Origin of the sequence: Mesorhizobium escarrei (genome assembly GCF_935825525.1) — a bacterium.
Lineage (GTDB): Bacteria > Pseudomonadota > Alphaproteobacteria > Rhizobiales > Rhizobiaceae > Mesorhizobium > Mesorhizobium escarrei.
Genome location: NZ_CAKXZT010000070.1, coordinates 1 through 11,970, shown reverse-complemented (window position 1 = coordinate 11,970; position 11,970 = coordinate 1). Strand labels below are relative to the sequence as shown.

Below are 11,970 nucleotides of genomic sequence, written 5' to 3'. Positions count from 1 at the left end.
CAGCCGGCGGGTCGGGAGGATCTTGGCGGCTGATGTCGATCGTTGAAGTGTATCCATGTCGTAGCTCCTGTTTACAACGCAACATGCGTCATCCCTTCCCTCCTTCCGACAGCGAGATCAGGTCCCGTTGTCAGGAGGAATGAAACAGCGGACGTTGTTCCCAGCCGCGCAAATGTGGGACGGCTGCGTTCGGCCAGCAGACGTGTTCCGGCACTCTTTACGCATGCCCAGCCAGCTGTTGTGCCACCTCTGGTACCCTTAACCGTAGTCGCCCTCGGGAGGACGACCTGGGACGTGGGACGTTTGGACCTGCGCCAGTGCGGGACTGGCTGCCAACAGAACGACCACTAGGCGGAAGTCCATCGCTCAACATCCTCCAGTTGGTGGTGCGGGTCGTCTCGTCGAAACATTGTAGGGAGCAGAAGTAGTACTGGTGAGGCAGTTTCACCTCACACGCGCAGCTTAGGCATTCCATTCTGTTCTCCATCTCTGCCTTGCCGGCAGACCGGCAACGCATTGCACAAAAGCGTTTTGTGAACTTGTCGAAATACGCGTCTTCGGAAGGTTCAGGCCTCCGCACCAGTAGCAGTACTTTGACGATCTCTGCATGATTTTCTCGACAGCTCCTGCAAGTTTCTCGATCATAGTTTGCGTAATGTATTGACGTTATGTGCTGTAGAAAATCAGCGATCGAGCAAACCTCGCCGCACCGGAAATCCACAGTAAGCATACATAGATTTTTCCATTTGGATGAATCATCCGTAAGTATGGCTGAGTAACCCATTTGGGCAGAGCCGCAATTGAGGATTTCTGTTGGGAGATATCCGCTGAACACGTTAGTTGACGAAACCAGCTAACCGAGCTGGCGTCGCACGCGCTACCAGCGATTGGCACGCCGGTTACTACGCCGCCATGAAGCCAATTGGCAAAAGCCAATCGGTGCAACGGGCGAAATTCGAATTAGGACGGCGTTTTCGAAAGACATCTCTTTGCCTGGGCGTAAGACTCCGCGCCCAATCTCGAGGATTTCACGCATGGCGCCTAGGAAGTCGATCAGGCCCTACAAATCCGCAGCCGGAGGCTGGGGCGCGCTGCGAGCGACCGGAACAGCCCTAACCGAGCAAGGCATCGCCCTCAGCGGCTCGACGACGCTCCTGCGCATGAACCAGCCGACGGGCTTTGATTGTCCCGGCTGCGCCTGGCCCGACCCCAAACACACATCATCTTTTGAATTCTGTGAAAACGGTGCAAAGGCAGTTGCCTGGGAGGCCACGGCGAGGCGTTGCACGCCGGAATTCTTTGCAGCGCATACGGTGAGCGAACTCAAAGGCTGGAGCGACTATGACCTGGAAATGCAGGGCCGCATTACCGAACCGATGGTCTATGACCGCGCTTCCGATCGTTACCGGCCGATCGATTGGGATGATGCCTTTGCCTTGATTGGGCGCCATCTGAACGGGCTTGCCGACCCGAACGCCGCTGAGTTCTACACATCCGGCAGGACATCGAATGAGGCTGCATTCCTGTACCAGCTCTTTGTGCGCGAGTTCGGCACCAATAATTTTCCAGACTGCTCCAACATGTGCCATGAATCGACAAGCGTAGGCTTGCCGAAATCTCTGGGCGTCGGGAAAGGCACTTGTCTATTGGAAGATTTCGACCTTGCGGACGCAATCTTCATATTTGGCCAGAACCCAGGCACCAACAGTCCACGTATGATGACCAGCCTTCACAACGCATCACGGCGCGGTGCGGCGATCATCTCGTTCAACCCGTTTCGCGAGCGTGCTCTGGAGCGCTTTCAGGCACCGCAAAACCCGATCGAAATGGTGACGATGACGTCGACACCAATCAGTTCCAAGCTCTATCAGGTCCGCGTTGGCGGAGATGTCGCTGTCCTGAAGGGAATGATGAAGGTGCTGGTCGAGGCGGACGAATCCGCTGTTGCCGCCGATAAGCCGCACGTACTCGACTGGGATTTCATCCACGGCCACACCCAAGGGCTTGACGCAGTTGTTGCCGATCTTCGCGCCACGCCATGGGACGCGATCGAACGCATGTCCGGGCTGAGCCAAGCCGATATTACGGCGGCGGCCGAGGTCTATATGCGTGCCGACAAGGCGATCCTCGTCTATGGAATGGGTATCGTCCAGCATTCCAGAGGCACGCAGAATGTGCAGCAGATCGCCAACCTGGCGCTCATGCGTGGCAATGTCGGCAAGCCTGGCGCCGGCGTCTGCCCGGTGCGGGGCCACTCCAATGTGCAGGGCGATCGCACGGTTGGCATCACCGAAACTCCCTCGGATGAATTCCTTGACCGGTTGGAGCGCAGGTTCGGCTTTAAACCACCCCGTGCCCATGGCCACAATGTCGTGACCGCTCTTGAAGCTATGATCCGCGGCGAGGTGAAGGTGTTCATCGCCATGGGAGGCAATTTCGCGGCCGCGGTTCCGGATTGGCAGCAAACACAAAACGCAATTCGCAGCCTTGATCTGACGGTCCAGGTATCAACCAAACTCAACCGCAGCCATTTGATAATCGGCCGCGAGGCGCTGATCCTTCCCTGTCTGGGACGTACCGAGGTCGACAGCCAGGCGACAGGCCCCCAGTCCATCACCGTCGAGGATTCCATGTCGATGGTGCACGCGTCGGCGGGCCAGAATCGGCCAGCTTCCGAACGTCTGCTGAGCGAACCAGCCATTGTCGCCGCAATGGCAAAAGCAACGCTTGGAGCGCGGTCGGTCGTGGACTGGGACGGATTGGTCGCTGACTACGACCTCATTCGTGACGCGATCGAGGACGTGTTCCCGATTTTCCAGGCCTACAACGCTCGTGTTAGAATTCCCGGAGGATTCCATCTTACCTCGACAGCGCGCGAGCGTATCTGGATGACGCCGTCCGGCCGGGCCAACTTTCTGGTGTTTGAAGGCCTTGGGGAAGATGCGGATCCGGGGGACATGGATGGGCTGTGGCTCACCACAGTCCGCAGCCACGACCAGTACAACACCACGATATACTCACTGTCCGATCGATATCGTGGCGTCTTTGGGCAGCGCGACGTGCTGTTTATCAACCAAAGGGAAATGGAAAACCGCGGCCTGAAAGCCGACGATCGCGTCGATCTCGTGACACAGTCGACCGACGGCATCGAGCGTACAGTCCGAGACTTCAGGATCGTCCCCTACGCATTCCCGGACGGCTGCTGCGCGGCCTATTATCCAGAGACGAATCCGCTGGTGCCACTGTACTCGCGCGACCCCAGCAGCTTCACGCCATCCTCGAAGGCGATTGCAATTCGACTTGTCAGGTCCGCAAATCGCGAGGCGGCGGCCGATCGTATTGTACGGCCTGGAGGCTGAGAACCATGGATCCCGTCGAACTCGGGGGCTTTTTCCCTCTGCGCCGCGTTCGGCACGGTTCGGTGCTTGGCTCGCCGATCATCGATGCGTTGTCCCGCCAGCGCGGCCGTCTCGGTGAGACGCGCTGGTTCAAACTCTTCGCCTTGATGGTAACGCCGCTCAGCCTCTTCAACGTGCTCGCGGGCTCGAGCACGGACGCGGTCACCACATCATTCTTGATTTTCTTCGCCATCTATTCAGATTTGGTGATCGCTTTGCTCTGGTTAACAGAGAAAGATGGTGCTCTCGCTGAACCGACCCAGTCTCATCCACGCCCCAAGCGGATCGCTCTGTGCGTAAAGGGTCGAGGGGAAGATCATCCCCAATTCCCACAGCCATTGGATACACGCGAAACCCATAGTCGACGTGGACGGGCTCGAGCAAGCGCACGACGAGGACACGATTGAGACGCAAAACCGGGACGATGAGAGCAATAGAGCCCAAGTCAATTTCCGGCATGCCGATTACATTTGCATAGGAGCGGCGCGTACCTGTCCGATGGCCCGCGACGCGCGTGCCCCCAATCCTCTGGAGCCGAAATGGATATCGCGTCAAAGCCTGTGACCGACTTGCGGGTTTATCTCGCGCAAGAGCGAACGTTTCTCGCCTGGATTCGTACCGGCATCGCTTTGATGGGTTTCGGGCTCGTGGTGGCGCATTTCGAGCTGTTCGCCGACCAGCCCCACATCACTCAAACCGCGTCGGGCGTGGCCCTGCACGGCCCCTCACTTTGGTTCGGAACGGCGCTCGTCGCGATCGGCGCAGTCGTGAATCTCCTTTCCGCATGGCGTTATATTCGATCGGTTGGTGAAACGAGCAGCGGTCAATTCGGGAACCGCTCCCTCTCCGGGCAAGGCGTGATTGTGGCTCTGTTCCTGGCGTTGCTTGGCATTGCCATGACGATTTACCTGACTTTGGCTCCGCTGCAACTGCCGCAAACGCTGCATGCCTAGTCCGCAATCATGACCGCTAGAGTCGATAAGGTGACGATGATGGAAGATTCAAAAAAGCATTATGTCGACAATACGAGCCAATCCTCTTCGGCGGGTCTCACAATCCGACAAAAGGAGCCAAAGAATCTGGAGGCTCCCTTCGATTGGATCGACTCGTACCTAACTCCGACGGAACTGTTCTACATCCGAAGTCATTTTCCGACACCAACCCTGGAGGGCGCCTCTTATCAACTACGCGTCGATGGTGCTGTCAGGCATCCGTTCACGTTGAGTTACGACGAGTTGCGAAGCATGCCATCAGAGACCCGGGTCGCGACTTTGGAGTGCGCAGGTAACAGTCGGGTCTTTCTCGTCCCGCAGGTCCAAGGAGCACAATGGGAGCTCGGTGCGGTCAGCAATGCGGAATGGACCGGTGTGCCACTGCGAACGTTGCTGGAGCGTGCCGGCATGGAAGAAGATGTTTGCGAGATCCTGCTCGAGGCAGCGGATCGCGGAACACCCAAGGAAGAGCCCGTTCCCCCGGATCCGATTTGCTACGCCTGGAGCCTGCCCCGAGCCAAGGCAATTCAACAGGAAGTCCTGATTGCCTACCAGATGAATGGTCGTGATCTGCCGCGGGACCACGGATATCCGGTGCGCGCAATTGTTCCCGGCCATTATGGAATGGCTTCCGTCAAGTGGCTGACGCGTATCCAGGCCGTGCGTGAGCCTTTTCACGGTTACTGGCAGACGTCGGATTATGCCTACTGGGCTTCGATGGAAGGAAACCCCGTGCGGCGCTCGTTGGGCGAAATGCAGCTCAAGTCCGAGATCGCACGACCGCGTGTTTACGAAACGTTGGCCCCGAACCGGATCTACACGATTTCCGGCGCTGCATGGGCAGGCGAGACCGATGTGGCCGAGATCGCAGTGAGCACCGATGGTGGCCGAACCTGGACCGAGGCGGAGTTCGTGGATCCTGTGCGACGGCATGCGTGGCGACGTTGGAAACTCGACTGGCTTACTCCGAATGAGCCGGGGCAGTATACGCTGCTGGCCCGCGCCAAGGACGTGAGCGGCGTGCTCCAACCCAACGAGCACGACCGGCACTACGGCGTCTACGTGATCAATCACCCACTCCCGATTGAAGTGTTCATAGGCGATTCCGGACGCCAGTAACTGTAACGCGGGTGAGACGCTCACCCTAACGTCGCTACGGCATTTTTAATCGCGGAGTTGGCAGACAGATTGCTGTGGGAGAGGGTCGCCCTCAACCTCACTTGGACGGCAAGGACGGCCCTCCTGCTTTACCGCGTCTGCAACTGAACCGCTTCGCCCGGCTCCGCGGTGCTACCATCAGCGATGACGAGATAGCGCCGCCCGCTTCTGGCATCGCCCTGCACGATTTGCGTTTACGATGGCAGACCCGGCAGGATTGGTCATGAACATCGAAAGTGGCTCCAGCGCTGCGGCCGGTCCGATCTGCCCGCCAGCGCCAGCACATAACGGCTTCTTCAGCAGCAGCCCAGTCACCGAAGCCTGCAGGGCTTGGATCGGCCCCTGGTAGAAAAGCGAGACGCTGGTCGGCTCTTCGCCTGCTTTGGCGCCCTCGCCGGCCAAGCTTTCATCTTCACCGGATTAGGCTTACCCGTGGCCGGATCGGCCTGCCGGGCGAGCAGCTGATCCAGGAAACCTTTTGCGTCCCTGACGGGGAAGACCGGGATGGCGTTCATGCCGGTGCGCCATTCCTAGCCACTTGGCGGGCGGAAGCTCAGCGCCATGCTGCGCACCTCGGTCTCATCGTCCGGGAACGAACGGCTTGCCGACGGCAACAGCAAAGCGCCCGATTACGGAATGCTTCCGAGCCTGAAGACGTCGGCTTTCGAGAGGCGCGCGCCGGTCGGCTCTTCGAAGAGCCGGGGCGACCGGGATGATGATGTCTCGCGGCTAGGTCGAGCACTTGAATTGGTCGAGTCGATCTCGCATTGTTCGCTTGCCCTCGGCGATTGCCTTGCGCCCGGTTGGCGCGACCAAGTTTCGTATCCGATCATACGGTCGGCCCGTATGCGGCTGTTCTCACAGCCGGAGTTGGCACGCTTGTGTTGCCCCGCCGGCGATAGGTCCAATAGAGAGGCAGCCCGGTGAACAGGAACCCCCCGACAATATTACCAAAGGTCACCGGTATCTGATTCCAGTACCACCAGTCTGTGAAGCTGATCTTGGCTCCCAGCATCATTCCCATGGGTATGACAAACATGTTGACGACACAATGTTCAAATCCCAGTGCGAAAAACGCAAAGATGGGCAACCAGCATCCGATGATCTTGCCCGGCAAAGACCTCGAGCTCATTCCCATCACGACGCCAAGGCAGACCATCCAGTTGCATAGCATCGCCTTGACAAATCCAGTCGCCAAACCGGCATAGCCATACGGCGCGTAGGCGATCGTCTTAGACTCCGCGAGCGCGCGAATATGGTCCCCGAGCGCGCCGCCTCCAGCGTTGCCGACGTCGGTGAGGACTAAATAGAACAGCATGGCAAAGAGGAGCGCCCCCAGCATATTACCGACAAAGACCCAGATCCAGTTCGCCAACATCGAGGCGGCTGTAGTGCGTCGAGCAAGTACCGCCAATGGAACCAGGCCAAAGTTCCCGGTCAGAAGCTCCAGGCCAAGAACGACGATCATGGCGAACCCCGCCGGAAAGATGAGGGCGCCGACAAGCGGGACATTCGTCTGAAGCGCGCCTTGCAGTGCCAGACTCGTCCCGAAGGCGAGTAGCGCTCCGGCGAATATGCCACGGATCAAAAGATCAGTGGCACCGTGAGCAGCTTTGGCGGCGCCGAGGTCGACCATTGCCTGCACGATCTCGACGGGCGAGAGACTGTCGTTCATGATGACCCATCTTTCTGGACTGGACATTTGTTGCGGAGAGACAGCCGATCTGTGCAGCGGCTCAATCCATCGCGACGGAACGCCCGAAGCGAATGTGGCCCTGGAATCAGCTGCCGTCAGCCGGGCATGATGCCGATCTGCTCCTTGGGAAATTTCGCTAGCACGGCCGGATCCACATTCAGGTGCTGCGCGACCAATTCGGGCGGGGCATGGGCGAGCCAGTCCGACAGGTCGACTTCATGGTATTCCGGCGTCTTGAAGATCGACAGAAACTGCAGGTCGGTGGCGCCCGTGTTGACGATGTAGTGCCCTTGATTCTTCGGAACGTAGCCAATGTCACCGGACTTGAAGTCAGCCGTCTCGGCCCGAGGACCGGCATCAAACACGGTCATGCGGCCTTGTCCCTTGATCCAGTATTGCCATTCGTCGGCATTCTGATGCCAGTGCATTCGCCGGAGGGCACCGGGCTTGATCGTCTCCACGGCCGCGGCGATCGTCGTCGATACCTTGAAAGTCCGGCTATCGGCAAGACGGACTGCACCTGACGAATTTTCCTTCACCGGCACGCTATGGCGCAGCGAGAACGTGAACGGATTGGTAGGCGCGCCGCCGGACCGCACGGCGGCCTGATCGGCCGCGAGCGGACCTGGCTCTTGTCCCTGGAAGATCCAGAGATCATGAAGCGGTATCGATTTGAAACTTTCCGCGGGCACGCCGAAATTCTGGGCCAGAATTTCCGGCGGCGTATGTGCGAACCAGTCGGTCACAAGAAGCGTATTGAATTCAGAGGCCTCACCATCGTCAAAGATGATCAGGAACTCGCAACCGTCTGGCCCGAGACCCTGGAGCGAATGCGGAGAGCCTGCTGGAAAATACCAGATGTCACCTTCTTTGATGTCCTGCACATAGGCTTGGCCCAGCTGATCGAGCGTTGTCACCCGCATGCTACCATTCGTGACGTATCCCCATTCGGCAGCAAGATGCCAATGAAGCTCCCTGATGCCGCCAGGTCCAAGTCGCATATTGACGCCGGAGACGGACGTCGAAATCGGGAAATCCGCGACCGTGACCTGTCTGGCCCAGCCGCCGCCCTGAACGCGCTTGGATGCAACGTTGAACGAGGACCAGAACCTCGGCGTGCCGCCGACATCGGTTGCGGGCGGGTTTTCGAAAGACGGCAGTTGATCCGCGACCGCCGGATTCTCTGGGCCGGGATCCGACAGGCTACCGGAATTTGCATTTGTTGCGCCCTGCGGCGGCTCATCCGGATTGCCAAACGTCGCTGCATGGGCAGCCGTCGCCGCGACGGCGACACCTCCGAGCGCAAGGACATTCCGGCGCGATAGTGCTTGCATGCGTGTTCTCCTGTCTACAAGTCGAACCGCAAGGCTTCGAACACTGCCCGTTGGATCGGCGTGGCCCAATATTCTTTTTTTGCCTATAGTGCGAGTTGGTGTGCCTGGTACCGCCGTAACTCCACATAAGACCCAGAAATCGTGGTTTCCGGACTCCGGGGTCGTTTGGCTGGTAAATGATCTATTTCGCTATAGTTTGACCGCCGCCACCGATGCGGCGAGTCACCCACGAACCGTTTGAACACCGTGGTGAAGTGAGATTGCGTTTGGAATCCGACACTGAGCGCGACGTCGACGATGGAGGAATCATGCTGCAAGAGGAGCTCCCGTGCTCGTTCAATACGACGCCGCAACAAATATTCATGAGGACGAATGCCGGTCGACATACGAAATTGGGCAGCGAAGTGCATCGGTGAGAGCCCCGTTACTGTGGCAACGTCGCCAAGCGTGATCGGCTCTGCCAGGTTCGCATCGATGTACTCAAGGGCGCGCCTGAGCCGCCATTTCGGCAAAGCTCCACAATTGCGTTTTGGCCGAAAGGGATCGTGGCGATGGTCATACCCCAGAAGCCGTGCGGCGATCGCTAGTCCGACGGCGCTTGCGTAGATTTCGCCGAAATGCTCGTCCATCCCGTCGATTCTAAGCAGGGCGCGGGCCAATTCCTCTATCGCGGAGTCGGCCTGCGACCGGAGGTCCAGAAACACACATCGATCGGATCCCGCCTTATCGCAAAAAATTCCCAAACGACGCCGCAAGTCGTCGCTGCCGATCCGGAGAAAGCGCACTGCCACTCCCTTTGGAAGCAGGCGCATAACCGCATCGAGCAAATTGGCTCTTGTTGGATCGTCGACTGAACCCCCTGGTTCCTTTGGATCCGGCACGAATAGGATCAGATTTACCTGTCTCGTCGCTATTCCGACGACAAAGCCTAAGCGTGAAGCGGCTGACGAGGTCGAATGCTTTGGGAGGCAGCTGTCTTCGAAATTGATTTGGTCGTTCCAGAACTTGGGAATGCTGACCCCTTCTATCCTGCGCATTTCGAACGACATGGTTTGCCTCCTTAACTTCTTGCCGATGCAGTTTTAAAAACGTAGAATCCATAAGTATATTGAGAGGATTCCGCGCCACGCCCGCGGATCACGCTGGCAAGTCTTGCACCGCTATGAAGTTTAGATAATCAATTTCGACTCTGAACGGCTATTCTACCGATGGCAATCGACCTATGCGAATGATGTGGCTTGGATATACATAGGTATGGGATCTGCGGCCTCGCTTGGAAATTGACACGGCAAACCGATGGACGTCCGGCGTGGCATCTACGATGTTACGGCGCGATCTTTCTGTTGCGCAGGTTCATCGTGCTCTGCGTCGCGGCCACTGGAGTTCACCCAAAATAGAGAACGCCGACGAACACGTTGACCATCAGAGCCAGCACAATCACGCTTAGGACGAAGGAGATTAGCGCGTGCACGAAAATGATATGCCTGATCGACCCTGATCGGACTCTTACATCGGTAACCTGGAAGGTCATGCCTATGGTGAATGCAAAGTAGATAAAATCAAAATAGTCGGGTTCTGTGGTGCCCTGGAATACCAGGGGCCGATGATTTCGCTGCTGCCGACGATAGAACTCGTAGGCATAGTAGAAAGCGAAAAGCATGTTGAGAAATCCCCATGAAAGCATGATCGTTACTGATGCCAGCACAATCTCGTTCACCGACTTCTGGTGCACGCCCGAAAGTTCCAGACCGAGCGACCCCAGGATAACGACGCAGACAGCGGTGCCGGTCATGAGAACAGAGAACTTCCGCTCATTCTCCTCGCCCGCACGCCTCGGCATCACGCGACGGGCTGTCTTCCAGGCGATGACGAGACATGCCACGATCATCATGAGCGTCGTTATGTCGAAAGCGATGAGGGCTGCGCGAAGCAGCTCAAAAATATGTTGAAGTGCAAGATAAAGACATAGACCGAGAGCTGCCATCATCGACAGGCGTGGCCGAAAGACGTGAGGGCGCAGTGCTTTGTAGATAAACACACTGACCCTGCGCCGCCGGTAAGAATTTGACGTCATTTCTATACCGCCGTGATTCACAATCCGATTTGCGATAGTGCTGCTTTCAAATGCTGCCGTTGAACGGCCTGGTTTGGACAACTGGATCCCAGGTAACAAAACGGTCGAAGCCGCCCCAGCGGGCGGCTCGTGCGGACTTGTCCGCGGTCGGATGCTTTCCAGCATCATGCAAGCTGCATGCGATGCTCAGGCTTTGAAAAACGCCAGCAAGTCCTCGTTGATCCAATGCTTGAGCGTGACGCAGAGACCGTGCGGGGCGCCCCTATAGACCTTGAGCGTCGCGCCTTTGATGAGCTTTGACTGAAGCACGCCGGCATCAGCAAACGGCACCATCTGGTCGTCGTCGCCATGTATGATCAGCGTCGGCACGTCGAACTTCTTCAGGTCTTCGGTCTGATCGGTCTCGGAGAACACCTTGATGCAGAAGTATGCGACAGGGAACCCCGCCATCATCCCTTGACGCCAGAAGGAGTCGCACGCTCCCTTCGAGACCTTCGCGCGTGGCCGGTTGTAGCCGAAGAATGGCAGGCTGAGATCTCTCCAGAATTGCGAGCGGTCGGCATGGACGCTAGCGCGCATTTTGTCGAACACCTCGAGTGGCGTACCGCCAGGGTTGGTCGACGTCTTCACCATCATAGGCGGGACGGAGGCGATCAAAACAGCCTTCGCCACACGCTTCGTGCCGTGCCGCCCGATGTAGCGAGCAACTTCCCCGCCGCCCATCGAGTGGCCGACATGGATGGCCTCCTTGAGATCAAGCCTATGGACAAGTTCCGCGAGATCGTCAGCATACGTGTCCATGTCATTGCCGGTCCACGGCTGGCTCGACCGCCCGTGACCACGGCGGTCATGCGCAATGCAGCGATACCCGTGCGAAGCCAGAAAGAACATCTGATCTTCAAAGGCATCAGCGCTGAGCGGCCATCCATGGCTGAAGACCACTGGCTTCCCCGTGCCCCAGTCTTTGTAGTAGATTTCTGTGCCGTCCTTGGTTGTGAAGGTGCTCATCGGTGTAATTTCCTTGGGTGAAACAGCCAGAGGCGCTTGCCTGACCGGATTGGCGCTATCATCGTCGCCTGCAGACTTGCGGCAGCGCCCCCCGTTGCAGGAACTAACGATGAGCGGAGGTCGGTACAGTTGAGAGGCAATAGCGGCCCGTGACGGATTGCGTTCTGCACAATTGCGATGTGGGCGCACAGCGTTGTACCTGCCCGGACAATCCTAAAGCGGGTATTCGAAGTCCCATATTGTACGCAGGTTGGCAGGAGTAACGTCCTAGTTTGAAATGAATATATCTAGTACCTTTTCACAGTGATGT

General features: G+C 57.8%; 10 protein-coding genes. 4 read left to right on the top strand and 6 right to left on the bottom strand.

Translation table 11 applies throughout. The annotated features are described in order from the left end of the window. Window positions 1–1,034 precede the first annotated feature (1,034 nt). The 4 genes from NMG80_RS04945 (at window position 1,035) to NMG80_RS04930 (ending at window position 5,509) form a co-directional block, all read left to right on the top strand. Window positions 1,035–3,359, top strand: coding sequence for an FdhF/YdeP family oxidoreductase (locus tag NMG80_RS04945; protein WP_254017106.1), 2,325 nt, complete (start codon window positions 1,035–1,037; stop codon window positions 3,357–3,359). 5 nt (window positions 3,360–3,364) lie between these two features. Continuing rightward, complete coding sequence (locus tag NMG80_RS04940; protein WP_254017103.1) at window positions 3,365–3,805, top strand: hypothetical protein; 441 nt, start codon at window positions 3,365–3,367, stop codon at window positions 3,803–3,805. A gap of 132 nt (window positions 3,806–3,937) precedes the next feature. Beyond that, on the top strand, window positions 3,938–4,351 hold the full coding sequence (locus NMG80_RS04935) for a YidH family protein (RefSeq protein ID WP_254017102.1): 414 nt from the start codon (window positions 3,938–3,940) through the stop codon (window positions 4,349–4,351). Window positions 4,352–4,387: 36 nt separating this feature from the next. Continuing rightward, window positions 4,388–5,509 carry a sulfite oxidase gene (locus NMG80_RS04930; protein WP_254017101.1) on the top strand — a complete coding sequence of 374 codons (1,122 nt, stop codon included), beginning with the start codon at window positions 4,388–4,390 and terminating at the stop codon, window positions 5,507–5,509. A gap of 177 nt (window positions 5,510–5,686) precedes the next feature. On the opposite strand, the gene NMG80_RS04925 is transcribed toward NMG80_RS04930, so the two are convergent. The 6 genes from NMG80_RS04925 to NMG80_RS04900 form a co-directional block, all read right to left on the bottom strand. Next, window positions 5,687–5,950 (bottom strand): hypothetical protein, encoded by a 264-nt coding sequence (locus tag NMG80_RS04925; protein WP_254017100.1) that lies wholly within the window; start codon window positions 5,948–5,950, stop codon window positions 5,687–5,689. Between the two features lie 427 nt (window positions 5,951–6,377). Further along, window positions 6,378–7,223: a formate/nitrite transporter family protein gene (locus NMG80_RS04920; protein ID WP_254017099.1), complete on the bottom strand. Its 846-nt coding sequence runs from the start codon at window positions 7,221–7,223 to the stop codon at window positions 6,378–6,380. A gap of 116 nt (window positions 7,224–7,339) precedes the next feature. Then, a complete protein-coding gene (locus tag NMG80_RS04915) occupies window positions 7,340–8,578 on the bottom strand; it encodes a cupin domain-containing protein (protein WP_254017105.1) in 1,239 nt (412 codons plus the stop codon). Window positions 8,579–8,661: 83 nt separating this feature from the next. Beyond that, window positions 8,662–9,627, bottom strand: a complete 966-nt coding sequence (locus NMG80_RS04910) for a helix-turn-helix domain-containing protein (protein WP_254017098.1) — start codon at window positions 9,625–9,627, stop codon at window positions 8,662–8,664. 335 nt (window positions 9,628–9,962) lie between these two features. Next, window positions 9,963–10,820 carry a DUF1345 domain-containing protein gene (locus NMG80_RS04905; protein WP_254017097.1) on the bottom strand — a complete coding sequence of 286 codons (858 nt, stop codon included), beginning with the start codon at window positions 10,818–10,820 and terminating at the stop codon, window positions 9,963–9,965. A gap of 18 nt (window positions 10,821–10,838) precedes the next feature. Beyond that, window positions 10,839–11,660, bottom strand: coding sequence for an alpha/beta fold hydrolase (locus NMG80_RS04900; protein WP_254017104.1), 822 nt, complete (start codon window positions 11,658–11,660; stop codon window positions 10,839–10,841). Window positions 11,661–11,970: the final 310 nt, after the last annotated feature.

What these genes read in the sequence shown, in the direction of transcription:
- NMG80_RS04945 (WP_254017106.1), top strand. Translation starts at nt 1,035, where the DNA reads ATGGCGCCTAGGAAGTCGATCAGGCCCTACAAATCCGCAGCCGGAGGC.
- NMG80_RS04935 (WP_254017102.1), top strand. Translation starts at nt 3,938, where the DNA reads ATGGATATCGCGTCAAAGCCTGTGACCGACTTGCGGGTTTATCTCGCG.
- NMG80_RS04900 (WP_254017104.1), bottom strand. Translation starts at nt 11,660, where the DNA reads ATGAGCACCTTCACAACCAAGGACGGCACAGAAATCTACTACAAAGAC.
- NMG80_RS04920 (WP_254017099.1), bottom strand. Translation starts at nt 7,223, where the DNA reads ATGAACGACAGTCTCTCGCCCGTCGAGATCGTGCAGGCAATGGTCGAC.
- NMG80_RS04940 (WP_254017103.1), top strand. Translation starts at nt 3,365, where the DNA reads ATGGATCCCGTCGAACTCGGGGGCTTTTTCCCTCTGCGCCGCGTTCGG.
- NMG80_RS04915 (WP_254017105.1), bottom strand. Translation starts at nt 8,578, where the DNA reads ATGCAAGCACTATCGCGCCGGAATGTCCTTGCGCTCGGAGGTGTCGCC.
- NMG80_RS04910 (WP_254017098.1), bottom strand. Translation starts at nt 9,627, where the DNA reads ATGTCGTTCGAAATGCGCAGGATAGAAGGGGTCAGCATTCCCAAGTTC.
- NMG80_RS04905 (WP_254017097.1), bottom strand. Translation starts at nt 10,820, where the DNA reads ATGATGCTGGAAAGCATCCGACCGCGGACAAGTCCGCACGAGCCGCCC.
- NMG80_RS04930 (WP_254017101.1), top strand. Translation starts at nt 4,388, where the DNA reads ATGATGGAAGATTCAAAAAAGCATTATGTCGACAATACGAGCCAATCC.